This is a genomic window from Nonomuraea sp. NPDC026600 (assembly GCF_040638335.1).
In the GTDB taxonomy this organism is placed as follows: domain Bacteria; phylum Actinomycetota; class Actinomycetes; order Streptosporangiales; family Streptosporangiaceae; genus Nonomuraea.
Genome location: NZ_JBEZYD010000022.1, coordinates 1 through 23,222, shown reverse-complemented (window position 1 = coordinate 23,222; position 23,222 = coordinate 1). Strand labels below are relative to the sequence as shown.

The following is a 23,222-nucleotide window of genomic DNA, read 5'->3' as shown; positions in this document are numbered from 1 at the left end:
GGTGTCCTGGCAGTGGGCGCCGAGCCGAGTCCCGGGTCGCTGAGCGGTGGCCACAACAACCAACAATTCGGGAAATTTTCAGCATCTCCCGGTATGGTCCCCGGCAGGGGGGTCATCACCATGAACGCGCGTCCTGCCATGACGCAGAACGACTATTCTCCGCTGACGCCGCCGGAGCTCGGCGCCTGGTCAGCGGCCCTGTCCGTGAGCGTGGTGATACCCGCGCACGGTGGGCCTCAGCTGGAGCTGACACTGGCCGCGCTGGCCGCTCAGACGTACCCGGACCACCTCATGGAGGTCCTGGTCGTGGACGACGGCAGCGAGCCGCCGATCCGGCTGCCGGAGATCCGGCCGGTCAACACCCGGATCGTCCCGGTGAAGACCGGCTGGGGCATCTCGAACGCCGTCAACACCGGCGCCAAGGCCGCCGACGGCGAGATCATCCAGCGGCTCGACGCCGACATGGTGGCCTGCCGCGAGCACATCGAGGCCCTGGCCCGGTGGCATCACGTGACCGACTATCTGGTCACGATCGGGATGAAGAGGTTCGTCGAGGTACCGGCGCTCACCGCCGAGCAGGTCTTCCGGGCCAGACACCTGGGAGAGGTGTTCGACCTGGCGTCGGGGGTGTCGAGCTCCACCGAGGCGACGATCGCCAAGACCGACGGGCTGCGTAAGAGCCGTAATCCCTACCACGTGTGCACAGGACCGACCTTCGCCCTTCCCCGGGAGGTCTTCCACGCCGTGGGCGGTCTCGACCCGAACGTCGTGCGCGGCGAGGACACCGAGTTCGCCTACCGGCTGGCCATGCACGGCGTCGTGTTCATCCCGGACATGGAAGCGCAGGCGGTGCACCTCGGGCTGCCCGCGCAGCACCGTGACCGGGAACGCGCCGTGCGGGCCGTCGAGCCGTACCTGGCGCACCGCGTCCCGCTCCGCCGCGACCTGCGCAAGGACCAGGGCCGCCGGTGGCTCGTACCGTACGTCGAGATTGTCCTGGACGTCACGGACACCTCGGAAGCGGTCGTACGGCAGGCGGTGGCAGCGGCGCTCGACGGCAAACTGCAGGACGTCGCGGTGACGCTGGTGGGACCGTGGGCGCGGCTGCACGACGGGCGGCGGGCCGTGCTCAGCGACCCGTGCTTCGAGATGCGGCTGATGCGCGACCTGTTCGCGCACGACGACCGGATCCGGCTGATCGACGAGGCGGCCCCGACGTCGGCGCCCGCGCCGTTCCGCTATCGAGGGCCCGTGGACGTGCCGCTGCACAAGGCGACGCTGGAGCGGATGATCGAGACGGTACAGAAGGACCTGACGGGCGTGCTCGTCGTGGACCTGCCCGACGGCCGCACGGCCCGCCTCGAACGCACCTCCGCCATGGGCCGGGCCCTGCTGCTCACCACGCCGGGCGACGATCTCGACAAGATCATCGAGACCACGCACGGCGTACGCCACGAGGCCCCGGACCGCTACTGGCCTCCGGCCGCACCGCCGAAGCCCGCAGCCCAGAAGCCCCTGGACAACCCCGCCCCGAACGCGAAGCCGAAGCCGCCGATCGTCACGATCCCCACCTCGGCCGCCGAGGAACGGGGGCTTCTGGGCCGCCTGAAGTCAGCCCTCCGCCCCAGCTAGCCGCGCAGCCGCTTGCCCAGGGCGCGCTTGACCGTGGTGGCCAGCAGCACGCGCATGCTCTGCTGGGCACGGTTGGCGGCGGCCAGCTGGCGGCGCAGCGTGCTGACGTCGCGCCGCAGCTCCACGGCGCTCTTGCGCCAGCGCCCGGCCTCGTCGCGCCACTTGGTCACCTGTGCGCGCAGCCGTTCGGCCTCCTTGGCCAGCCGCGCCGCGTCCGCCTCCGCCTTGAACCGGGCCCGGTAGGCGCTGCGGCGGCCGAGCAGCTCCGACGCCTCCGTCGCGAACCCGTACGTCTCGCCCTCCACCCACGAGACGCCCGACACGTCGTCCACCGCGTCGTCGAGCTCCTCGCCGGGGCGTACGACGATCCGCGCCCTGGCGAAGGCGGAGGCGCGTTCCAGCCGCGCGGCCACGACGCCGTCCGGCGACTCGTGGAGCAGCACGTTCACCAGCCCGAGCCCTTCGGCGCGGGCCAGGTCGAGCAGTCCGGCCAGGCTGTCCTCCCCCGGCACCCAGCCGGCGGGCAGCCGCAGCACGTACGGCACGGCCGGGTCGACCTCGCCGGAGACCGCCAGCCGTACCCGGCCTTCGTGCAGGTAGTGGCCGTGGACCAGCACCAGGTCGAGGGCGGGGTCCTTCAGCGGGGCCCGGCGCTCGCGCTCAAGGGAGTCCCAGGGGCCGACCACGACGATGGACAGGTCCAGCAGGGTGCCCGCCAGCAGGGCGTCGACCGTGGCGCGGACCTGCTCGTAACCGGCGGTGCCGTCGACGACGACCGCGACGTACGGGACCTTCCACTGGCGGGAGGGATGCGAGCGGAGCCACCGGTAGGCGGGGATGCGGTCGGCGACGAACGCGTAGCTCACGCGGTCGATGGGCCGCTGGTCGCGCATCCGCATGGTCGGCCCGAGATGGTAGGCACGGGCCCTGGGCTCCGGTACGAACACCGCCCCGGCCTGATAGAGCCGATACCCCATCTCCGTGTCCTGACCGAGTATCAGGTCGTCGTCCATCGTCCCGGCGGCGGCGACCAGCCGGGCGTTGACCGAGGTCGCGCCGCCGACGTGCAGGCTGAACGGGCGCTGGGTGTTGTCGGTGAGGCCGTTCGTCCGCTCGATCAGGTCGACGATCCAGGCGTGCGGCTCGGCGGGTTCGAAGGCCTTCTCCAGGTCGTCGGGCAGCTCGGCGGGCACCGGCGACTCGGTGAACCTGATGTAGCTGGTCACGGCCAGGTAGGGAGCGGCATGGTGCCAGCGCATGTGCGCCTCGATCGAGCCGGGGGTGAGCACGACGTCGGAGTCGAGCCAGTGGATCACGTCGCCGGTGGCCTCGGCGAGCCCGGCGTTGCGGGCGCCGGCCCGGCCCGGCTCCAGGCAGACGATCAGCCGGGTGCCTTCGGGGCGTTCCTCCGGCAGCCGCAGCGGCGGGGAACTGCCGTTGTCGACGACGATGACCTCGATCAGCCCGGCGGGGTAGGTCTGCCGGGCGAGCGCGGCCAGCACCAGGTCGAGCTTGTCCTGGCCGCCGTACGCGGGCACGACCACGCTGACCCGCAGCGTCGTCGGGTACGTCTCCGGCGGTTCGAGCATCCGATAGTCGTTGCCGCGGATCCTGGTCATACCGCTTCCAAAAGCAGGCTAGGGCGGAAGCCACGCCACTGGTTGGTGGCGACCTTGAGGAAGTGGGCGAGCGGGAGCTGCCAGGTGTGCTGGTCGCTCAGCGTGCGCCGGAGCACGTAGCCGAGGCCGTGGGTGCGGTAGATGCTCGCCCCGGCCTCGTGGGCGGCCTTGAGGAAGTCCCGGTCCACCGCTCGCGGCTGAGCCGGAAATCCCCCTACATCCTGAAATATCGTTTTTGTCGCGAGAATCGTGCCGCCCGCTACGTGATCGGTGGAGACCTCACTCGGATAGGCGGCGCCACTGGCGAACGTGGTGCGCCTGATCGTGGCGTGCAACGGCTCCAGGTAAAAGAATTCGGCAGTGGTGCCCACGATGTCGGCCCCCGAATAGGACGCCGCCATGACCAGGTCGGCGAGGTGGTCGGGGCCGTACCAGTCGTCGTCGTCCCACTTGGCCACATAGTCGCCGGACGCCAGGGCCGCGGCCTCGTTCAGCACCTCGCCGAACAGCGTCTCGGCCGGGGCCTCGACCCACGTCACGGGCAGGGGGCAGCTCTCGACCGCCTGCCGTACCTCGTCGAAGGGGACGCCGTGCAGGCCGAGCAGCACCTCGATGTCGGTGTCGCGCTGGCCGGCCATCTGGGCGAGCGCGCCGGCGACCATCGCCGGGCGCCGGGTGGACATGACCACGCTGATGCGCGGCGTACGCGAGGGCGGCAGGCGGTGGGTCAGGCGGCGCAGCCGCACGCTGTGCTCCTCGCGGCGCAGGTCGGCCAGCGACCTGGGGCCGGTCGCGGTGTGGCCGAGCCAGTCGCGGTCGGTGAGCAGCACCGCCAGCTCGGCGGGGACCCAGGCGGGGGCGTCGTGCGCGGTCAGCGGCACGCCCGCCGCCGCGAGCCGGACCAGCCCGGCCAGCGGCACCTCGCGCTCGGGCCACTCGATCTCCAGGCCGCGCAACGGGCGCAGCGTGGGCACGTCGGGCTCATGGCCGTCGACCGCCCACCCGGAGTAGGCCCCGGGCAGCTCGGCCGGGCGGCCATCGCTCCAGTGCAGGCGAGCGAGCCCCTTTTCCGGCGTACGCGCGAAGCCACAGGGGGTGACGGGCATGGTGCTCCTCGACCGACGGGGACTCAGTCAGGCGCCCACCTTACGCCGGTCTGACACTCTCTGAGACGTTGAGTGCACCTTGGGGTGGATGGCCAGTGCGGAGGTAACGTAGGCCGAACCAGCAGCATTCTCCCAGTTTCTGTCCAGGAACCTGTGGCACGGTAGTGGCGAATGTTTATTAAGGTGTCAATATCCCATTGACGCCTGATATGTCATGACAACGAAAGGTATGCGCGGATGTTCTCGCCCCGCCGACTGGCAGCGACCGCCGCAATCCTCGGAGTTCTGGCCGTTGCGGTGCTCGTGCTGCTCGTCCTCGCCGGTCTGCTCACGCTCGGCGCCGCCGCCGCCTCGGGGGCGTTCGCCGCCACGCTGGCCGGGCTCGCCGTACTCGTGCTGACCGTACGGCGCATCGACGGCAAGGCCCAGCGCATCGACCTGCGAGCCAAGAAGCACGAGGCCGAGCTGGCCAAGACCGCCACGGCGCTCAAGCGCATCGAGGCGCGGCTGGACCGTCTGGCCGAGGCCGTCGAGCGGTCGGCCGCGCGGCGCGAGGATGATCTCGGCGCGATCCTGGCCTCGCTGGGCGAGGACCGGGTCAACGCGATGACGCGGGCGCGAGAGGTGGAGGAGCTGCGCGAGGAGGTCCGCGCGCTGGCCAAGGACCGGGCATGACGCGGATCAGGCACAACGACTGGGGAACGCTCGAGCCGCCGGCCATCGGCGCCTGGCAGCCCGCTCTGACCGTTTCCGTGGTGATTCCCGCCTACAACTGCGCACCGGCGCTCGCCCGGACCGTGGCCGCGCTGGCGGAGCAGACCTATCCCGCCGAACTGGTCGAGGTGGTCGTCGCCGACGACGGCAGCGAACCGCCCCTCGACCTGCCCGGCGTCCGGGTGGTCCGGGTAGGCGAGGGCTGGGGACGCGGCGCGGCCAGGGAGACCGGCCGGCTCGCCGCGACCGGCGAAGTGATCCACTGGCTCGACTCGGACATGGTCCTGGCCCCGGATCACCTGGAAGCGCACATGCGCTGGCACCACCTCATCGACCACGCCGTCGTGATCAGCGACATCCGGTTCGTGGCGGCCCTGGGCGAGGAGGGCACCCGGACCGAGTACACGCGCATGACCCTGGAGTCCAGCAGGATGCTCAAGGACGCGGGTCCGAGCGCGTACCTGCTGCATACCGGCGCCTCCACCTCGGTACGCGCCGATCTGCTGCGGGAGGCGGGCGGCGTCGACACCGGCCTGAACATGGCCGAGGACACCGTGCTCGGCTACCGGCTGGCGCAGGCCGGGGCGGTGTTCATCCCCGACGAGCAGGCGCGCGCCTGGCACGTCGGCCCGTCCACCGTGATGCGCCGTGAGAAGGACGTGCACCGGCACAACTGGTCGTTCCTCGGCGATCTGCTCCCCGAGCTGCGCTGGCTGCGCAATCATCCGCGACGCCGCTGGCTGGTGCCGTACGTCCAGGTCGTCGTGGAGGCGGCCGGCTACGAGCGGACGCGCGCCACGGCCGACTCCGCGCTCGCCGGGACGATCACCGACACGGCCGTGGCCATCGTCGGCCCCTGGGACAAGCTGACGGACGAGCGCCGCGACAGCCTCGACGACCCGCTGCTCGACCTGCGCCTCATCCACCACCTCTACCAGCACGAACCGCGCGTCACGTTCGTGACGTCCGCCCCCGAATCGGCGGCCCCCGCCCCCTTCCGGCTCACGCTCCCGTCTGGCTGGGTGCTGGGCGCCGACACGCTCTCCCGGCTCGTACGACTGGCCGAACAGGACACGCTGGGACTCGTCTGCGCCGTGCTCGACGAGGGCGAGGCCGGAGTCGTGGCCGCCAGGCTGGAGCGCACCGCGGCCTTCTCCCGCGCGGCCCTGTTCCACGGCGGGACCGACGATCTGGTGGATGAGATGTTCGGATCGATCTGGGTGAGTGGGGCCGAGTACGGCTTCGCCCCGGAGGACCAGGCCGAGCCGCTGGCCGGAGACCCCGCCAAGTGGCGGGCGCTGGCGGGCAAGCGGCAGGACGAGACGAAGGAGCTGAAGGCGGAGATCGAGCGGCTGACGGCCGAGGTGGACCGGCTGTCCGCCGATCCCGTCCCCGACTCCTCAGCCGGGCCGCTGACCTCGCTCATCAGGCACCTGCGGAGCGCCGGATGATCCGCGAACTGCTGGCCGAGATGCCCAAGGCCCGGATCTTCCTGGCCGGGGTCGAGCACGACGTCGACGCCGTGGACCTGGACCGGGACCTGCTGGAGCCGTTCGCGGACACGGAACGGGTGCACGAGGTGCTCATCCTCGCCCGTACCCCTGCCGACCTGCGCCGGGCCGCCACACTGCACAAGCTGCTGCCGGACGCCCGGCGGGTGGTCGTGGCCGTGCTCGACACGCCCGCCTCCCATCCGGCGCCCGTGCCCACCCCGACGCCCGCGCACCGCTGGCGCTCGCTCACGGATCTGCGGGTCTACCAGCCGAAGGACAGGGTGTGGGTGGTGGACGCGCGGTTCTCGGCGCCCACTCCGGCCGGCCGTACGGTGGCCGCGACGGCTCGGGCGTTCGCCGGGCACCGGCTCGACGTGATCACGGCGCCCGCGGCGGCGATCGCCGGCGTCGGCGCGGCGGCCTGGCGTCCCGGTGACCCGAACGCGACGCCCGCCGAGCTGGCCGGGCCGGTGCCGGAACGAGTCGGCGCCCCGGGCAGCGACGTCGTGCTCCGCACGCTCGACGCCTCTGAGATCCGCACGCCCGACGCCTCTGGAATCCGCACGCACGACGCCTCAGAACACCGCAACGCCTCAGGCAGCGGCCGGGCGTCGGACGAGGCGGGCGTTGACGACCTGGCGCCGGCCGACTGGTCCGGGTCGGAGACGCCGATCGAGCGGCCGACCTCGCGGTCCGCGAGCTGGGAGCGGCTCGGCCGCCCCGGCGGCGGCGGGCTGTCGCTGGTCGATCCCGACGTGCTCGGCGAGCCGTCGATGATCCCGCCGGTCGACGAGCGGCTGGTGAACCCGCAGGGCTTCGTCACCACCCCCTCACGCGGCCTGGCGTCCCTGGTGGAGCGCGACGGCCGCTGGGCGGTCGTGCTCGACGGGAAGATGGTGACCGCGTTCGCCGAGTCGGGCGGCGTGACGGACGCCGACGTGGGCCGGCTCCGGCAGATCCGCGGCGTGGAGATCGACTGGCACCACGCCCACAGCGGCCCGCTCGCCGCCGTCCGCGTGCTCACGGGCCTGGCCGCGGCCGGCGTACCGCTGACCGCGCACACGGTGCCGCGCTGGGCGGGCGCCCTCGGCGACGAGCTCGCCCGGCTGCTGCTCCGCGATCCCGATCTCGCCGACGAGCTCGGCCGCGAGGAGCACAGCATCCGGCTACGCCGCGAGGCGCTGCGCACCCACGGCGTCGCCGCCCGCTGGGAGCAGCTCGGTGCCCCCGCCCCCGCTCCCCCGCTGACCTCGGTTCTGCTGGCGACGCGGCGGGCCGACATGGTCGGGTTCGCGCTCGAGCAGGTCGGCCGCCAGCGCGGCGTCCAACTCGAAGTGATCCTCGCCCTGCACGGCGTCCCTCCGGGCCATCCGGACGTGGCCGCGGCCATCGCCGCCTTCGACGGCCCGCTGACCGTCCTTGAGGCCGACCACCAGGCGGTGTTCGGCGAGGTGCTCAACGAGGCGGCGGCGCGGGCCTCGGGGTCGTTCCTGCTGAAGATGGACGACGACGACTGGTACGGCCCCGACTTCCTGGCCGACCTGCTGCTCGCGCATTCCTATTCGGGGGCGCAGGTGGTGGGCACCGTGCCCGAGTTCGTCTACCTGTCGTCGATCGACGTCACCGTGCACCGCAAGCAGATCACCGAGCAGATCACCAGCTTCGTCGCCGGTGGCACGATCCTGGTGGAACGCTCGGCGTTCCAGGCGGTGGGCGGTTTCCGGCCGCTGCGCCGGTCGGTCGACACCCAGTTCCAGGAGGCGCTGCAGGCGGCCGGCGGGCAGATCTACCGTACGCACGGCCTCGGGTACATCCTGCGCCGCGGCCCCGCCGCCAACCACACCTGGCAGGAGCCGATCGGCACGTTCCTGCAGCGCAACCGGAACCAGTGGCGCGGCTTCCGCCCCAGCTCCCTGATGGAACTGGAAGGGAGCGCGCAGCCGTGACCCCCCGTATCCGCCGCAACGACTACGGCGTGCTCACCCCGCCCCTCCTCGGCCAGTGGACACCCGAGCTGACCGTCACCGTCGTCGTCCCGGCCCACGACCGCCAGGAGACGCTGGACCTCACACTGGCCGCCCTGTCCGCGCAGAGCTACCCGGCCGAGCTGCTCGACGTGATCGTCGTGGACGACGGCAGCGCGGTGCCGGTACGCCTGCCCGAGCTCACTCCGGCCCGCACCCGCCTCATGACCAGCCCGCCCGGCGGCTGGGGCCGCGCCTGGGCCGTACAGACCGGCATCGAGGCCGCCACCGGTGAGATCATCTTCGTGCTGGACGCGGACATGGTCCCTCATCGCCGCCACGTCGAGGCCCAGCTCCGCTGGCATCACCTGGCCCCGTACCTGGTCGTGCTGGGGTGGATCGACTTCACCGCCGGCGAGGTGCTGCCCACCCCCCGTGAGGTGCGCCAGGCGCTCGAAGACGGCCATGAGGGCAAGCTGTTCCCCCTCTCCCCGCACCGCCACGACTGGGCCGAGAAGATCATCCTCGACCACGAGGGCCTGCGGACCGCCCCGAGCTCCCTGGCCACCCGCATCCACGTGGGCGCCACCGTCTCCTACCCCGCTTCGCTGCTGCGCTCGATCGGCGGCCTGGACACCTCTCTGGTGCTGGCGGAGGACACCGAGCTCGGCTACCGGCTCACCCAGGCGGGCGCCGTGTACGTACCGGACCCGGACTCGCGCGTGTGGCACATCGGGCTGCCGACCGCCATGCGCGACTTTCTCTCGTTGAAGCGGTACAACGACCCTTACGTGGCGGACCGCGTGCCGTACCGGCGCTACCTGCGCACGGACTCGGGCCGGCAGTGGCTCGTCCCGTACGTGGACGCGACCGTCCCCGCGGCGGGCTACGAGGACGTCCGCGCGACGGTCGACGGCCTGCTGGCGAGCTCGGTGCCGGACGTCGGGATCACCATCACCGGCCCCTGGTCCGCGCTGGGGAACGGCCGCCGCTCCCCGCTCCGCGACCCCGACCTGGACCTCCGCCTCATCCACGCCACCTTCGAACACGATCCCCGGGTCCGGCTGGCCGACACCTCGGGATCTCCCGGGGTCGTCCCGCCGTTCCGCCTCCTCATGCCTCCTGGCTGGGTTCCCGCGCGCGACACCCTGCAACGCCTCGTCAACCACCTGGAAGAGCACGACGACGGCGCCCTTTTGATCGCCCTCGACGAGAGCGACCAGGGCGTCACCGTGGCCAGACTCGAACGCACCGCCGCCCTCTCCCGCGCCGCGCTGGTGTCCCGCCCCGGCGAGCACCTGGACACCGTCCTGGACGAGGTCTTCGGCCTGGAATGGCTGGACGGCGACACCTGGGGCTTCACCCGCCGCCCGCCGATCTACCCGCCCCGCCGCCGCCCGGTCCCCGAGCTGGACCGGATCACCGCCCAGTACGAGAAGGAGGTCACCCGCCTCCGCAAGCGCACCGCCCTCATGCAGGCCGAACTCGCCCAGCTCCGCAGGGAGGCGGGCAAGGGCGGCAGGGACGCGGAACGGTGGCGCGAGAAGGCCGAGTCGTGGCGCCGCGAGGCCGTCCGCCTGTCCCGCTCCCGGGCCCGCGACCAGGACCGCACGGTGCTCAAACGCGCCGTCCGCCGAGTCCGTAACCTGGCCTTCCCGGACACCTGATCTCTTTTGGCGGTCGGCTTTGAGGTCAGCGGCCGACCGCTGTCCGCACCTCCCCCACCAGCTCGGCCGCATCGGCGACGACCTGCTCGATCTCGTGCGTTGACACGCCGACGCGGCCGAGCAGCCGCTGCGCCCGCCCGGCGAAGTCCGGCGGGGCCAGGGGCAGCCGACCCGCCGAGGCGACCATGCCCTTCTCGTTGATCAGCCACTGACGCGCGTGACCGTGTAATGCCTGGCAGGCCACACCGACAGCGTGGAACAGGCACCCCGCCGCATAAACCGGATCGACGCCGGCCGCCCCATATCGCGCCAACCCCACGGAGAAGTTGGTACCGGCCTTCCTGGCAATCACCCCAGACCCGGTGGACCCGATCCAGATCGCGGTAGATCCAATCCACCCGCCATCCGTCGATGGTCAGCCACCCATCGCCGTCGACCCACGGCCCCCAGCCACCTGGCTCGGTCACTTCGGCCCGCTCACCGGCCTCCTGTACGGCCAGCGCCCGCAACGCCGCCACGTCCAGGTCGCCTCGGTAGTACAGCCCGAGGTCGATGTCCGAATCCGGGCGGTGCGTCCCCCGGGCCCGGCTACCGCCGAGGACTACCGCGACCACCCCGGGGATCTCCGCCAGCCGCTGCCCCAGCGCATTCAGCGCAATGTCATCCACAACTCCATGATCTCAGGGCATTTGTCACATAAACCGACAAGCCGAAACCACCCCCGCAGTGCCGAACCAAACTCCGCGATCGCTTGTCTGATCAGGTAAAAGAGGAGGGGTCGCATGTACTTCAAGTCCATTGCCGCCACGTTCGCAGCCGTGGTGATCGCCCTGGCCGGCGTGCCGTCAGCAAGCGCACAGGAGCCTGGAACCACGCCCGCAGCGGGCACCGAATCACGACAGTGGATCAAGCTTGCCGGCACGTCGGGCCAACTCAACGACGAGCGGGGAGCGGTCCGCCTGGCCTCGTACTCCCTGATCTTCGACGCCGGCCAGGGCTCCTACGGCTACCTGCGCAAGGGCGACAAGTTCGGCAAGACGACCTACCGCGAGGCGCTGGTCGCGCCGGGGCAGAGGTGGGTGGCCGGGATTCCGGACTACCGGCTCTGGAAGGCCATGAGCAAGATCGACCTGATCGACCGTACGAGCCGGCGCACGTACACGATCGCCCTCCCTGCGCCCGTGACCTCCCCGGAATGGTCGCCGGACGGCCGCACGCTCCTGCTCACCGCGTACCAGGAACACCGTGAGGGCAGCCTGACCATCATCGGCTTCATCACCCTGAACGTGACCGACCGCGTTCCCCACCTGGTCAGAACGGGACCCCGTCATCGCGTCACCGACTGGGCCATCGGGCGGGCCTTCCGCTTCTACTTCGCCGGCCAGGCCGGCGGGGTGCTGGCCATGCACGAAGCGGCCGAGCCCCCATCGGCCAAGAGCCGCATCGCCGTCTACGGGCTGGACGGCAAACGGCGCGGGTTCTACACGGGCGTCGGCGTTTTCGATGAAGGGAGCGCCGTGACGGTCTCCTCACCTTCGGGACGCTTCTTCGCCACTGTGGTGCGTAAGGACGACAAGGGGCGTGACATCGGCATCGTCGAGGCGTCGACCGGTAAGATCCTCTACCGGATCGGCGGCCGGGGCATCCAGGCCTTCGCCGGCTGGTACGACGACGAGCACGTCATCTTGAAGCAGGTGCGCGGCAAGACGCAGACTTTCCAGCGCGTCGACTTCGCCGGCATCGCCGACCTCGACCTGATCAAGGAGAAGCTCATCGCCGGTCCCGCTGAATACAAGCCGCACCTGGAGCGGGTCAACTTCGTGCCCGCCCAGGGGTGACACGCTCCAGGATCGCCAAAGGAATCCGGTCATGCGCAGCACACTCATCGACGGCGACCCGCAGCGGCTCGGGGAATACTGGCTGGCCAGCCGGATCGGGGCGGGTGGGCAAGGCGTCGTGTACGAGGCCTACGATCCGGCGGGCACCCGGGTCGCGGTCAAGGTGCTGCGCGGCGACCCGGTCAGCCGGCCCGAGCTGCGCGGCCGCCTGGCCAAGGAGGCGGTCGCGGCGCAGCGGGTGGCCTCGTTCTGTACGGCCAGGGTGCTCGGCGTCCATCTCGAGGGGCCCAGGCCGTACATCGTCAGCGAGTACGTCGAAGGCCCGAGCCTGCGCGCGGCCGGGCGGGTGTTCCGCGACGACGACCTGCACAGGCTGGCCACGGCGATCGCCACGGCGCTGACCGCCATCCATGACGCGGGCGTCGTGCACCGTGACCTCAAGCCCGACAACGTGCTGCTCGGCCCCGACGGGCCCCGCGTGATCGACTTCGGCGTGGCCCGCACGCTGGAGATGTCGCTCACCGCCACGGGAGAGGTGGCCGGAACGCCCAGTTACATGGCGCCGGAGGTGTTCTCGGGCGAGCGGGCGGGGCCGCCCGCGGACGTGTTCGCCTGGGGCGCGATCATCCTGTACGCCGCCACCGGCGAGGATCCGTTCACCGCGGAGGCGCTGGGCGCGGTCATGCACCGCGTCCTCTCCCACGAACCCGACCTGGCCACGCTGCCCGACCCGCTGCGCCGCCTGGTGCGCGCGGCGCTGGCCAAGGAACCGGGCCGCCGCCCGACCGCGCGCGAACTGCTGCTCGGGCTGGTCAACAGCGACGGAAGGCTCGACACCGCGCGGCTGCTCGAGCAGGGCGCCGGCGACGGCGAACGGATCGGGACCACCGCCGAGGACCCCTCGCTCGGCGTCATCGCCGAGGACGCCTACGCCGCTCTCAGCCCCGCCGAGAAGGAGCTGGTCCCCGAGCTGTTCCTGCGGCTGGTCACGGTGACCGCCGAGGACGAGCTGGCGCTGCGCGAACTCCGCAGGTCCGAGCTGCCCGACGGCATCGAGCGGGTGCTGGACGCGTTCACCTACCTGGTGTCCAAAGGAGATCCGGTACGGCTGCTGCGCCCCGCCCTACCGCTGGCCTGGCCCCGGCTGCGCGCCTGGATAGTCACGAACCGGGACGGACTGGTCGTGCACCGGCAGATCTGGACCGCCGCGGAGCGCTGGGAGGAGCACGGGCGCAAGGACGCCGACCTGTTCCACGGCAGTTCGCTGGACGACGCGCTGCGCTGGGCCGCGGCCGACCGCAGGAACATCACGCTCACCCCCGGCGAGCGGGACTTCCTGTCCGCGGCCGCCGCGCTCAACAGGCGCCGATCCCGCAGGACCAGGCTCCTGTCCATCGGGCTGGCCGTACTCCTGGTGCTGGCCCTGGTCGCGGGAGGTCTGGCCGTACGGCAGAGCATCATGCTCGCCGACCAACGCGACGTGGCCGAGTCCGCCCGGCTGGCCGGGGTGGCCGACACGGTGAGAGGCAAGGACCCCGTGCTGGGCATGCTGCTCAGCACCGCGGCCGCGCGGCTGTCCCCCACGGCGGAGGCCAGGTCGAGTCTGTTCGCCTCGGTCGTCGATCAGGGCGCCGCGGCCTTCCGCGACCCCGGCACCGGGCCCGACGTGGTGCGTGCGCTCAGCGCCGACGGCCGCTCGCTGATCAGCGTCAGTCCCGGCGAGGTCAGGGTGTGGGACCTGGCGACCGGCAGGCGGACGGGCGGCTTCACCGGGCTCGGCCTGACCGGCAGGCGCCTGCGCCAGGCCGCGGTCAGCGAGGACGGGCGGCTGCTGGCCGTCGCCGACAGCGAGGGCGTCGGCCTCTGGGAGCTGGCCACCGGCAAGCCGACGGGCCGGCGCCTGCCCGCCAGCGAGATGCTCGACCTGAACATCGGCTTCAGCGGCGGCCTGCTCGTCGTCGACGTCGGACAGGGCAAAAGCGTCTACTACCCGCGTACCGGAAAGACGACCGGGCTGCCCACGCTCGTCAAGGCCGCGATCCACCCGGGCGGCGACTATGCCGTGGCCGGACGCGAGCGCTGGGCGCTGCCATCGGGCAAGGCACAACGCGGTTTTCCCGGCATCTGCGCCGACTGCACACCTGTCTCGGCGTTCAGCCGCGACGGGCGGCTCCTCGCCATCGCCGACGACGGCGGCCTCGTCGTCTTCGACGCCCGTACCCGCAAGGAGATCACCACGATCGCGGACTGGGAGCCCATGGCGGTGCCGGTGTTCAGTCCGGACGGCAAGGTCCTCGCGGGGATCGGTTCGACGATCAGGCTCTACCGGCTGAACGCCGACGAACCACTGATGCTCGAACGCGCCATAGCGGACCCGGTGTCCGCGGTCGCCTTCGGCCCGACCGGGCTGCGCTACCTGAGCGAGGACACGGTCGTCACGCTCCAGCCGTACGTCGCCGCGGACGACACCATGGACGAGATGGAGTTCAGCGCCGACGGCCAACTGCTCGCCACGCACACCCTGGGCTCCACCAAGATCACGCTGAACGGCAAAGCATTCGAGGCGGGGGCGCTCCAGGACTACGACAGCGAGCTCTCTTTCAGCCGGGACGGCAGGCGGCTGGCGATCAGACGCGGCGACGATGTCACCGTCCGGGACACCGCCACCTGGCACGACCTGGCCAAGGTCCCGACCACTCCCGACTCGGACGGCGCGTTTCCGGCCCCGGCCGGACTCTGGACGACCGACGAGAAGACCTTCACGCTCTGGCAGGTCCCTGGCGGCAAGCGGCTCAAGCAGGTGACCAGGCCACGCCTGCTCGGCTGGACGGTCGCCGCGGACGGGCGCCTCATCGGCCTGGACGCGAGCCTGCTGCGGCTGGTGGACCTCGAGACCGGGCGCCCGTTCGGACCGCGACTGCCGTTCTCCGGCAACGCGGAGGAGGTCTGGTTCAGCGCCGACCTGAAGCTGGTCGCGGCGAACTTCGCCGGCAAGGTGGGCATCTGGGACACGAGCACGGGCGCGCAGGTCGGCGACTGGCTGCGGGTGGGCGGGGTGTCGTGGACCGCCGCCTTCTCGGCCGACGACCGGCTGTTCGCGTTCGCGTCCCAGGAGAAGTCGCTGACCGTCTGGGACGTGCGCCAAGGCCGGCAGGCCGGGCCCCCGATCCGGCTCTGGGACAGCGCGCGGTCGATCGCCTTCTCCGCCGACTCCGCCGAGCTGCTGGCCATGGGGAGGACGGGGCGGCTGACCAGAGTTCCCCTGGCGATCGAACCGCTGGTGAAGGCGGCGTGCGCGCGGGCCGGCCGGGCACTGACCGAGACCGAATGGACCCGGTACATACCCGACCAGCCGTTCAGGAAAGTCTGCTTGTTCGGGAGAGCGTCATCGTGACACTGCCCGGGATCGCGGCGAACGCATCGCGAAGGCGAGCGGAGAGGTCGTCACGGCTCGCGGGTCCGGGCTGAAACGTCCACTCCTCCAGCGCACAGTGAAAAGCCGAGATCATCATGTCGAGGGCCAGCCGGAGCCGCAGGTCGTACGGTTCGGCCAGACCGAAGCACCCCCGCAGGAGCGTGATCGCGGTACGGGTGGTGCGGTCGCAGAACTGCAGCCCGTGCGCGTTCATCGACGGCGTCACGGCGGCCAGCCGACGGCTGAGCAGGACGCGGTCCGCCCAGCCCTCGGTGGGCATCTGGTCAAGCGCCGTGAGCAGTGTGTCCCGGAGCAGTTCCAGGAGCGTGCCGCCGGTCGGCTGCCAGGTCTGGAGATCGTCCAGAAAGGCGGCCCACAGATCCTGGGTGGGCGCCATCGCGACGTCTTCTTTGCTGTCGAAGTAGCGGAAGAAGGTGCGCTTGGACACCTCGACGGCGGTGCAGAGCTCATCGAGCGTCGTGCCGTCGAAACCCCGCTCGGTGAACTGCTCCAGCGCGGTGTCGATCAGCGCCTGGCGGGTGCGGAGCTTCTTACGCTCGCGTAGCGGCAGTCCACTGAGAATCTCGGTGCTCATCACCGCGAGTGTATCTCGTGCGCGAACGCCTCCTATAGTCTTATGCCACTCAGTGGCATAAGCCTCCTAGTGAAGGTGAGAACCCATGCGCGCTCTGCTCGTCGACCGTTCCGTGCCCGGCGGCCTGCGGCTCGGTGAGGCGCCCGATCCCGTACCCACCCCGAACCAGGCGCTGGTACGAGTGACGGCGACCTCCCTCAACTACGGCGAGGTCGCGTTCGGCATCCAGAACGCCCCGGAGGGGACCGTCCTCGGCTGGGACGCGGCGGGGATCGTGGAACGCGCCGCCGCCGACGGATCCGGCCCGGCCGCCGGCACGCGGGTGGTCACACTCGCCGGCGACGGCGCCTGGGCCGAACTCCGCGCCGTCGACACGGACCTCATCGGCACCGTGCCGCAGGATGCCGACCTCGGCGCGATCAGTACCGTCCCGGTCGCGGGCGCCAGCGCGCTCCGCGCACTCCACCGGCTCGGCCCGATCCTCGGCAGGCGCGTGCTGGTCACGGGCGCCACCGGCGGGGTCGGGCGGTACGCCGTACAGCTCGCCCACCTCGGCGGGGCCCAGGTGGTGGCCTCCACCGGCGACCCGGCCGCGCACGGCAAAAGCCTGCGAGCGCTCGGCGCGGACGAGGTGGTGTCCGGGGCGCACGAGATCGCCGAGCCCGTGGACGGTGTGGTGGAGCTGGTGGGCGGTGACCAACTGGTGTCCGCATACGACCGGCTGGCCGAGGGCGGCACCCTGGTCGCCGTCGGTCACTCGGCGAACAACGGCGAGAACTTCCCCTTCGGCACCTTCTTCGGCGACCAGGGACGGCACGATCGCTCGATCGTCACGTTCTTCCTGCTCGCCTGCCAAGGCTTGGCGCCTGACCTGACCTGGCTGGCCGGCCGCCTCGCCGCCGGTCGATTGGACCCGCAGATCTCGTGGCGGGGCTCCTGGCAGGAGGCCGCCCAGGCGACCGAGGCCCTCCTTGGCCGCCGCCTGCACGGCAAGGCGGTCCTCGAGATCGAAGCCCGCTAGAAGTCGAATTCGCCGTTTCGCCAGCCCTTGCCGAACGCGGCCCAGACCGAACCACTGACCACCCACGGCTCCATCTCGGGACGCTCGGTGTCCCGCATCGCGACCCGCCCACCACTCAGCGGGGCGACCTCGATGCAGTCTCCACCGTTGTCACCCGAGAACGAGGACTTACGCCAGGCCGCAGACCTCAGTTCCTCACTCAGTTCCATGCTGCCACCAACCTCTCTTTGATCAGCTTCAGCGACGCGTGCTGGGGAAGGGCCTCGGCACGTATCGCCTCGTATCTAACACTCAGCGCGGCAACCTCATCTGGCGCATCGCGCACCTGGCCCTGGCCCGCCGACTCGAGATAGGCAGCGTCCGGCATTCCGTTGGCTTGTGCCAGCACGAACCCGCCGAGGAGGCCGGTAGTGGAAAGGGCTGAGTAGGGCAGCACCTGGATGGTGATTCGAGTGCTTTCAGCCAACACGATAAGGTGTTCGAATTGATGACGAGTCACGGCCTCGCCTCCAATCGGACGATACAGGATTCCTTCATCCAAAACAGCCCAAAACATCGGCGGGTTCGAGCGGGAAAGAATGACTTGCCTCTCCATTCGAGCCGTTAGCGCCTCCTCCACCTGCTCCTTTGTTGTACCTGGCTTGCCATTGAAAATCGCGCGAGCGTAGTCGGCGGTTTGCAGCAATCCCGGGACGATGAGTGGTTGCCACGTCCGCAAGACCGTGGCGTCCTGCTCGATCTCCAGCCACGGCCGGAACCACTTCGGGCTGCGCTCCCGGCTGATGCTCGGCCAGCGGGCGAGAAGTTCACCGGAGAGGCCCAGGGCCTCTTCGCAACGTTCGGCGAAGTCTTTGCTCGGATTTCTGGCGGCCCGCTCGACGCTCCCGACGAGGCTCGGACTGAAACCGATCTTGTCTGCGAGTTGATCGAGAGTAAGTCCCTTGTCGATGCGGAATTTCCGCAACTCGTATCCGAACCGAGCCAATGGTCCAGCGTCCGGGTCCAACTCATTAGCGCTCATTCAGCCGCTCCGCCGTTCTGTCGCCACGGAACCGCACACGTCGGCACACACAACACATGCCCAATCTGTGCGGCGATTGTCCTGCTGACCTCTCACTTAACGTAGCCGTTCGCTGGCACTGTGAGAGGTGACTTCCGAGAGACATCTGCGTGCAATCTTTTGTGCAGGCGACAAACAAAGCGACAGGACAAAGTCGGTGATTCCCCATGCTCATGCGAACAGAGGCCGTAACGCTCATTGGAGCGACCAGACTGCGCCGCAGCGACAAAGCACCGAAGCAGGCACGAGCAGCCGTCGCCTGGTGGCTCGCGACCGGTCCTCCCGTTGTGCCGGACGCGCAACAGGTCGTCAGCGAGCTGGTCACGAACGCCTGCACACACGTGGAGGGCGGCGCGGATCGCGAGTGGGTCGAGGTAGGCATCAGCCTCGGCCCCGACTTCATTCGCATCGAAGTCACCGACCCCGGCGCGTTCGCGTCCGAACCGCACGTTCCCGATCCTCCGCCACCGGAGGTTGAATCGGGGCGAGGCATTCGCATCGTCATGGGGCTGTCCGAGAACAGCTGGGGAACGTTCGTCAAATCATCGAGCCATCGCGTCGTATGGGCCGACCTGAAAATTCCGAGCCCCTGTTCCAACCCCATATCGCCATTCGCCGAACAGGGACGCACGATAAAACCGAACTCAACCGATGGAGGCGAGGGTCGGACGGTTCAGCGGTCTGCGGGCAAGGCGCCTGCGTGAATACGCGGTCGGGCGGGCTGCCACAGCTCGATCCGATTGCCCTCAGGATCGGTGACCCAGCCGAACCGACCGACACCCTCCATGTCGTGCGTTTCTTCGGCCACGTCCGCTCCCTTGTCGCGCAGTTGCGCGATCATCGCATCCAGGTCGCGGACCCGGAAGTTGAGCATGGTCTGCTGGGCGCGGGACCCGAAGTAGTCGGCCTCGGACTCGAACGCCGCGAACACCGTCGGCCCGGCTTCCTGACGCCACAGGCCGCTCTCATCGGTGTCCAGGCCCAGGCAATCGCGATACCACGCGCTCAGGGCCGCCGGGTCGGCGGCGCGCATGAAGTATCCACCGATTCCAAGCACACGTTCCATGCCGCTATCTTGCCAGGAGGGCGATCGGATGGGCTGGGCTGGGCTGCACCCCCGTCTCAATCGTGGGGGAACCCGTTACTCGACGAGCTCGGCGACGTCTTCCGTGCTCAACCTCAGCGCGCCGGCGGCGATGTTCTCTTCCAGGTGGGCCAGTGACCCGGTGCCGGGGATGAGCAGGAGGTTCGGCGATCGGGCCAGCAGCCAGGCCAGGGCCACCTGCGGCACGGTCGCGCCGTGGCGAGCGGCGACGGCGTCCAGGCGCTCGGCCGTGAGCGGCTGGAAACCACCGACCGGGAAGAAGGGGACGTAGGCGATGCCGGCCTCCGCGCAGGTGTCGACGAGTGAGTCGTCATCGCGCCGGGACAGGTTGTAGAGGTTCTGGACGCAGGCGATCGGCGCGACCTTGCGGGCTTCGGCGAACTCCTCGGCAGTGACATTGGAGATGCCCAACTGGCGGATCAGGCCCTCCTCGCGCAGCGCGAGCAAGGTCTCCAAGGGCGCGGCCAGGGGTGTCTGGCTGCGGTCGCGGTCGCCCATCCGCAGGTTCACCACGTCCAGGCGGTCCACGCCGAGGGAACGCAGGTTCGCCTCGACACCACGGCGCAGGCCGTCGGGCGTGAGGCCGGTCATCTCCGCCGCGGGCAGGGCGATGTCGGAGCCCTCGACCAGCGCCCCCACCTTGGTCACGATCACCAGGTCGTCCGGGTAGGGATGCAGCGCCTCCCGGATCAGCTCGTTGGCCGCCACCCCGTCACGCGAGTAGTAGTGCGAGGTGTCGATGTGGTTGACCCCGAGCTCCACGGCCCGGCGCAGGATGGCCAGGGCCGTCTCCCGGCTGGGCCGGTCGTCGCCTCTCGGCCAACCAGTCAGCTTCATCGCGCCGTACCCGACCCTGGCGACGCTCAGGTCGCTACCCAATGCCCATCGTTCGGTCGTCACGATCACTCACCCTAGCCTCGCCGATTCACGCCGGTTGTGCTGGGCGTAGGCAAAATGATCGACCAGACAGCAAAGAGCGCTCCTGAACTGGAAGATTGTGGATCGCCTAGATCAACGCGCTTCCAGAGTGAGGAGCACTCTTCGCGTGCGTTGCGAACATCCCGAAGTGGATGAGGGGATTGGCGGTTACGGTCGCCGATCATGGTGTGGTCTCTCATGTGGGCACTGCGGCTCTGCGGATGCCGGCGTTCGAGTCCGGCCTGACCGACGAGTTGACGACCGCGTCGCGGGTGCGGGCCGCCAGGCCCTTTACTCGGTCGGGTTCGACCTCGATCGCCGCGCTGCCGCCAGGTGCCGGACTACGGGAGTCCAGGAGGAGTTGACAAGGTAACGGGCTTCGGGTCACGAGGACAGCAAAATTGGGGGTTGCCGAAAAGGTGGCGTTTGTGGCTAGATGATCTAGTTCTAAGGATGCTGAGCGATCAGCATGCTGTAGAGCCGAGAAGGATCCGCAAGGACTCCCGCTGGGACTGATCCCGCACGAACTGACAGTGGCCGGCACGCAGCTTTCGGCGGAGCCGGCCCTCTTCATGGAGCGGATTGCGAGAATGATGAGTCGTCCGACGACGTATGAGGAACGGCCGGCGGGCTATCGGGATCTGTTCGTCCTGGTGGAGTATCGTGCGATCTTCACCGCGAGCGTGCTCTCCTGGTTCGGGGATTATCTGTGCAAGGCCGCGGTGGCGCTGCTGGTCTTCGATCGCACCGGCTCGGTGCTGGCCTCGGCGGCGGCCTTCGCCGTGGGGTATCTGCCGTGGCTCACCGCTGGGCCGTTACTCGCGGCAGTGGCCGAACGGTATCCCTCGCGTTCGGTGATGATCTCCTGTGATCTGGTCAGAGCGGCGCTCATCGGGCTGATCGCGATCCCCGGCGTGCCGGTGGCGGTCCTGCTGGCGTTGCTGTTCGCCAGTGGGCTGTTTGCCCCGCCGTTCGAGGCGGCCCGTTCCGCTCAGCTCCCCCAGATCCTGACCGGCGATCGGTATTCGCTCGGTGTCTCTTTCAACAACGCCGTCTTCAACCTGGCCCAGGTCTTCGGGTACACCGCCGGAGGAGTGATCGCTGGTTACAGCTCGCATGCCGCGCTGCTCCTGAACTCCGCTACCTTCGCCGGCTCGGCGTTCCTGCTGCACCGTTACGTCAAACTCCGGCCTGCGACGCTCGCGGCCACCCACCGCACCGGCCTGTGGCGGGAGACTCGGCAAGGGTACGCCGTCGTCTTCGGCGACCCGGTGATGCGTGCCATCGCGTTCATAGCCTTCGCAACGGTCACCTTCGTGATCGTTCCGGAGGGTCTGGCGGCGGCCTGGGCGGCCGAGCTCGGCGGCGGCGGCGCGGCCCAGGGGCTCATCATGGCCGCGAACCCGCTCGGCGTCGCCATCGGCGGCCTGATACTGACCCGGCTGCTGCGCTCGCGAACCCGGACCCGGCTGATCCGCCCGCTGGCGGTCCTGGGCCCCCTCACCCTGGTCCCCGCGCTACTCGACCAGCCGCTCGCAGGCGTGCTGCTCATGGTCACCGCCTCCGGCGTGGTCATGTCACTGCTGCTGCCCGCCGCCCAAGCACTGTTCAAAGACGTGCTTCCGACCGAATACCGGGCCCGGGCGTTCGGTGTCATGAACAGCGGCATCCAGATCGCCCAGGGCACTGCGATCCTGGCCACCGGCGCCCTCAGCGAACGTTTCCCCACCTCGACCGTCATCGGGGCATGGTGTGGCGCAGGCGTTCTCCTGATGCTCCTCGTCACGTTCCGGCCGCTCACCCACCCCGAGCCATCGGCTCTTTCACCCGATCCAACAGACGGAACACGATGAACGCCCCCCACAGACCGCGCCTTCGGCGACGTCGCAGAAGGTGAGGTAAGCGGAAAGGGACCCGAAGAAGGTCACCAGGAAGAATGGACGGCACCGTTCGGTCCCCGTATCGGCAATGCGATCGGAGACATGCTGCGCGATGCCTACCAGGCCTCGCTGGAGCCGGCCACCGCCCCGGTCTTCCATATCGCCGAACGCAGCGACGGGCTGGTGAAGCCCGTGCCCGTCGGAGCCGGGAACGGGCTCCGGAGTTTCTGCGGGCTCTCGCCGCGATGGCCGCGCCCGGCGCCATCATCGTCGGCCCAGGCCGGAACCTGACCGATTCCGACGACCCACTGCACCTGCCCTACAACGAACGGAACCTCCGGGCGGGCCGCATAGCCGGACAACGCACTATGCGGGTCCGCTACCGCGACGTCGCGACGCCCTGGTTCCACTACCTCAGTCCGGCACCACGCGAACTCGCCGAACTCGCCCACGGGACCGGCTGGGAACTCGCCGACATCATCTACATCGAGAACTCAACGGCCCACTACCTCGCGACCCTCCAACAACGGAAATGACCGGCCAAACACGCTCTCACCGCCTGATCTTCGGTCACCGCGGCAGCGAGGACAACACCGTCTGGGACCTGGTCATCGGCTACAACGGTCTGGGCCGCATCGGCGGCGGGGCCGGGGCCACGTGGTTTCCCAGCAGGCTAGAACTAAAGACCAAGATCATGAGATACACCCTTAAGTCCACCCGACCGTAAAGCCGTCGTGGCGAACAGTCGGCACGGTCCTGAAGATCTCGCGGGTCTAGCGTTACACATGCCCGGGAATACGGAGAGCGCGTCTGCCATGGCTGACATCGATGCCGCGATGAAGGGATGGCGATCATGTCCGCTGCGATTCGTTCCAGAGGCAATGCCGTTAAGTTAAGCCGCTGATGGGAGTTCTTCGAGTTTGATCGTTGGCGGGCTGGCGTGGGTGATGCTGACGTCAGCGGGACGTTTGACCCGGTAGGAGTTGTGGCGGGCGCGTTTGACGACGCGGGGGCAGGTCCGCATCCGACGCTCAGGGTTGGGTCGGTCCAGGATCTCAGCGAAGACCGTCACAAAGATCACGTAGAGACGGTCAGGGGGAAAAGGCCGCCGGATCGTCGATCTGGCGGCGGACGACCCGGACTGCCCGGATGAAGCTGATCCGATCAGGGTCGAGTTCGGCTTCGTCGGCGGCCC

Annotated in this window: 20 protein-coding genes and 1 pseudogene; 12 read left to right on the top strand and 9 right to left on the bottom strand. The window is 69.8% G+C overall.

Translation table 11 applies throughout. The annotated features are described in order from the left end of the window. Nucleotides 1-120 precede the first annotated feature (120 nt). Complete coding sequence (locus tag AB0F17_RS38770) at nt 121-1,632, top strand: glycosyltransferase (RefSeq protein WP_358033449.1); 1,512 nt, start codon at nt 121-123, stop codon at nt 1,630-1,632. Here the strand turns inward: AB0F17_RS38770 and AB0F17_RS38765 are convergent. Beyond that, a complete protein-coding gene (locus tag AB0F17_RS38765; protein WP_358033446.1) occupies nt 1,629-3,251 on the bottom strand; it encodes a glycosyltransferase in 1,623 nt (540 codons plus the stop codon). The genes AB0F17_RS38770 and AB0F17_RS38765 overlap by 4 nt on opposite strands. Beyond that, nucleotides 3,248-4,357, bottom strand: coding sequence for a glycosyltransferase (locus AB0F17_RS38760; protein WP_358033444.1), 1,110 nt, complete (start codon nt 4,355-4,357; stop codon nt 3,248-3,250). The genes AB0F17_RS38765 and AB0F17_RS38760 overlap by 4 nt, the downstream gene beginning before the upstream one ends. Before the next feature lie 237 nt (nt 4,358-4,594). On the opposite strand from AB0F17_RS38760, the gene AB0F17_RS38755 reads away from it, so the two are divergent. From AB0F17_RS38755 to AB0F17_RS38740, 4 genes are read left to right on the top strand one after another with little or no spacing between them, the layout of a single operon-like run. Further along, on the top strand, nt 4,595-5,032 hold the full coding sequence (locus AB0F17_RS38755; RefSeq protein WP_358033440.1) for a hypothetical protein: 438 nt from the start codon (nt 4,595-4,597) through the stop codon (nt 5,030-5,032). Then, nucleotides 5,029-6,522 carry a glycosyltransferase gene (locus AB0F17_RS38750; protein WP_358033437.1) on the top strand — a complete coding sequence of 498 codons (1,494 nt, stop codon included), beginning with the start codon at nt 5,029-5,031 and terminating at the stop codon, nt 6,520-6,522. Before AB0F17_RS38755 ends, AB0F17_RS38750 begins: the two co-directional genes overlap by 4 nt. Then, the gene (locus AB0F17_RS38745; RefSeq protein WP_358033434.1) at nt 6,519-8,510 is read left to right on the top strand and encodes a glycosyltransferase; all 1,992 of its coding nucleotides are present in this window, start codon (nt 6,519-6,521) and stop codon (nt 8,508-8,510) included. Before AB0F17_RS38750 ends, AB0F17_RS38745 begins: the two co-directional genes overlap by 4 nt. After that, the gene (locus AB0F17_RS38740) at nt 8,507-10,195 is read left to right on the top strand and encodes a glycosyltransferase (RefSeq protein WP_358033432.1); all 1,689 of its coding nucleotides are present in this window, start codon (nt 8,507-8,509) and stop codon (nt 10,193-10,195) included. Before AB0F17_RS38745 ends, AB0F17_RS38740 begins: the two co-directional genes overlap by 4 nt. Before the next feature lie 25 nt (nt 10,196-10,220). Here AB0F17_RS38740 and AB0F17_RS38735 read toward each other — a convergent pair whose 3' ends face one another. Further along, a complete protein-coding gene (locus tag AB0F17_RS38735; RefSeq protein ID WP_358033430.1) occupies nt 10,221-10,514 on the bottom strand; it encodes a hypothetical protein in 294 nt (97 codons plus the stop codon). A gap of 244 nt (nt 10,515-10,758) precedes the next feature. Continuing rightward, nucleotides 10,759-10,809 (bottom strand): annotated as a pseudogene (locus AB0F17_RS38730) (hypothetical protein); the annotation flags it as partial. 168 nt (nt 10,810-10,977) lie between these two features. Between AB0F17_RS38730 and AB0F17_RS38725 the strand changes: the two are divergent. Beyond that, nucleotides 10,978-12,033 carry a hypothetical protein gene (locus AB0F17_RS38725; RefSeq protein ID WP_358033427.1) on the top strand — a complete coding sequence of 352 codons (1,056 nt, stop codon included), beginning with the start codon at nt 10,978-10,980 and terminating at the stop codon, nt 12,031-12,033. A gap of 31 nt (nt 12,034-12,064) precedes the next feature. Further along, entirely contained in the window at nt 12,065-15,427 is a 3,363-nt protein-coding gene (locus AB0F17_RS38720; RefSeq protein WP_358033424.1) for a WD40 repeat domain-containing serine/threonine-protein kinase, read from the top strand. Here AB0F17_RS38720 and AB0F17_RS38715 read toward each other — a convergent pair. After that, complete coding sequence (locus AB0F17_RS38715) at nt 15,390-16,043, bottom strand: TetR family transcriptional regulator (RefSeq protein ID WP_358033421.1); 654 nt, start codon at nt 16,041-16,043, stop codon at nt 15,390-15,392. The two genes, AB0F17_RS38720 and AB0F17_RS38715, sit on opposite strands and share 38 nt — an antisense overlap. 85 nt (nt 16,044-16,128) lie before the next feature. Between AB0F17_RS38715 and AB0F17_RS38710 the strand changes: the two genes are divergently transcribed. Further along, nucleotides 16,129-17,064 carry a zinc-binding dehydrogenase gene (locus AB0F17_RS38710; RefSeq protein WP_358033418.1) on the top strand — a complete coding sequence of 312 codons (936 nt, stop codon included), beginning with the start codon at nt 16,129-16,131 and terminating at the stop codon, nt 17,062-17,064. Here AB0F17_RS38710 and AB0F17_RS38705 read toward each other — a convergent pair. Together AB0F17_RS38705 and AB0F17_RS38700 are read right to left on the bottom strand one after the other, a co-directional pair. After that, nucleotides 17,061-17,273 (bottom strand): DUF397 domain-containing protein, encoded by a 213-nt coding sequence (locus AB0F17_RS38705; protein ID WP_358033416.1) that lies wholly within the window; start codon nt 17,271-17,273, stop codon nt 17,061-17,063. The genes AB0F17_RS38710 and AB0F17_RS38705 overlap by 4 nt on opposite strands. Continuing rightward, nucleotides 17,264-18,085 (bottom strand): helix-turn-helix transcriptional regulator, encoded by an 822-nt coding sequence (locus AB0F17_RS38700; RefSeq protein WP_358033414.1) that lies wholly within the window; start codon nt 18,083-18,085, stop codon nt 17,264-17,266. The genes AB0F17_RS38705 and AB0F17_RS38700 overlap by 10 nt, the downstream gene beginning before the upstream one ends. 206 nt (nt 18,086-18,291) lie before the next feature. On the opposite strand from AB0F17_RS38700, the gene AB0F17_RS38695 reads away from it, so the two are divergent. After that, nucleotides 18,292-18,828, top strand: a complete 537-nt coding sequence (locus tag AB0F17_RS38695; RefSeq protein ID WP_358033410.1) for an ATP-binding protein — start codon at nt 18,292-18,294, stop codon at nt 18,826-18,828. On the opposite strand, the gene AB0F17_RS38690 is transcribed toward AB0F17_RS38695, so the two are convergent. Then, nucleotides 18,798-19,157, bottom strand: a complete 360-nt coding sequence (locus AB0F17_RS38690; protein WP_358033407.1) for a VOC family protein — start codon at nt 19,155-19,157, stop codon at nt 18,798-18,800. The genes AB0F17_RS38695 and AB0F17_RS38690 overlap by 31 nt on opposite strands. A 108-nt stretch (nt 19,158-19,265) precedes the next feature. Then, nucleotides 19,266-20,129, bottom strand: a complete 864-nt coding sequence (locus AB0F17_RS38685; protein WP_358033405.1) for an oxidoreductase — start codon at nt 20,127-20,129, stop codon at nt 19,266-19,268. A gap of 608 nt (nt 20,130-20,737) precedes the next feature. On the opposite strand from AB0F17_RS38685, the gene AB0F17_RS38680 reads away from it, so the two are divergent. The 3 genes from AB0F17_RS38680 (at nt 20,738) to AB0F17_RS38670 (ending at nt 22,754) form a co-directional block, all read left to right on the top strand. Continuing rightward, complete coding sequence (locus AB0F17_RS38680; RefSeq protein ID WP_358033402.1) at nt 20,738-22,000, top strand: MFS transporter; 1,263 nt, start codon at nt 20,738-20,740, stop codon at nt 21,998-22,000. Between the two features lie 272 nt (nt 22,001-22,272). Then, nucleotides 22,273-22,563 (top strand): hypothetical protein, encoded by a 291-nt coding sequence (locus AB0F17_RS38675; RefSeq protein ID WP_358033400.1) that lies wholly within the window; start codon nt 22,273-22,275, stop codon nt 22,561-22,563. Then, on the top strand, nt 22,560-22,754 hold the full coding sequence (locus tag AB0F17_RS38670) for a hypothetical protein (RefSeq protein ID WP_358033398.1): 195 nt from the start codon (nt 22,560-22,562) through the stop codon (nt 22,752-22,754). Before AB0F17_RS38675 ends, AB0F17_RS38670 begins: the two co-directional genes overlap by 4 nt. Nucleotides 22,755-23,222 lie beyond the last annotated feature (468 nt).

Coding starts and splice junctions, on each gene's coding strand:
- AB0F17_RS38760 (WP_358033444.1), bottom strand. CDS start 4,357: ATGCCCGTCACCCCCTGTGGCTTCGCGCGTACGCCGGAAAAGGGGCTC.
- AB0F17_RS38695 (WP_358033410.1), top strand. CDS start 18,292: ATGCTCATGCGAACAGAGGCCGTAACGCTCATTGGAGCGACCAGACTG.
- AB0F17_RS38720 (WP_358033424.1), top strand. CDS start 12,065: ATGCGCAGCACACTCATCGACGGCGACCCGCAGCGGCTCGGGGAATAC.
- AB0F17_RS38670 (WP_358033398.1), top strand. CDS start 22,560: ATGACCGGCCAAACACGCTCTCACCGCCTGATCTTCGGTCACCGCGGC.
- AB0F17_RS38745 (WP_358033434.1), top strand. CDS start 6,519: ATGATCCGCGAACTGCTGGCCGAGATGCCCAAGGCCCGGATCTTCCTG.
- AB0F17_RS38675 (WP_358033400.1), top strand. CDS start 22,273: ATGGCCGCGCCCGGCGCCATCATCGTCGGCCCAGGCCGGAACCTGACC.
- AB0F17_RS38770 (WP_358033449.1), top strand. CDS start 121: ATGAACGCGCGTCCTGCCATGACGCAGAACGACTATTCTCCGCTGACG.
- AB0F17_RS38680 (WP_358033402.1), top strand. CDS start 20,738: ATGATGAGTCGTCCGACGACGTATGAGGAACGGCCGGCGGGCTATCGG.
- AB0F17_RS38690 (WP_358033407.1), bottom strand. CDS start 19,157: ATGCGCGCCGCCGACCCGGCGGCCCTGAGCGCGTGGTATCGCGATTGC.
- AB0F17_RS38715 (WP_358033421.1), bottom strand. CDS start 16,043: ATGAGCACCGAGATTCTCAGTGGACTGCCGCTACGCGAGCGTAAGAAG.
- AB0F17_RS38710 (WP_358033418.1), top strand. CDS start 16,129: ATGCGCGCTCTGCTCGTCGACCGTTCCGTGCCCGGCGGCCTGCGGCTC.
- AB0F17_RS38755 (WP_358033440.1), top strand. CDS start 4,595: ATGTTCTCGCCCCGCCGACTGGCAGCGACCGCCGCAATCCTCGGAGTT.
- AB0F17_RS38725 (WP_358033427.1), top strand. CDS start 10,978: ATGTACTTCAAGTCCATTGCCGCCACGTTCGCAGCCGTGGTGATCGCC.
- AB0F17_RS38750 (WP_358033437.1), top strand. CDS start 5,029: ATGACGCGGATCAGGCACAACGACTGGGGAACGCTCGAGCCGCCGGCC.
- AB0F17_RS38700 (WP_358033414.1), bottom strand. CDS start 18,085: ATGAGCGCTAATGAGTTGGACCCGGACGCTGGACCATTGGCTCGGTTC.
- AB0F17_RS38765 (WP_358033446.1), bottom strand. CDS start 3,251: ATGACCAGGATCCGCGGCAACGACTATCGGATGCTCGAACCGCCGGAG.
- AB0F17_RS38705 (WP_358033416.1), bottom strand. CDS start 17,273: ATGGAACTGAGTGAGGAACTGAGGTCTGCGGCCTGGCGTAAGTCCTCG.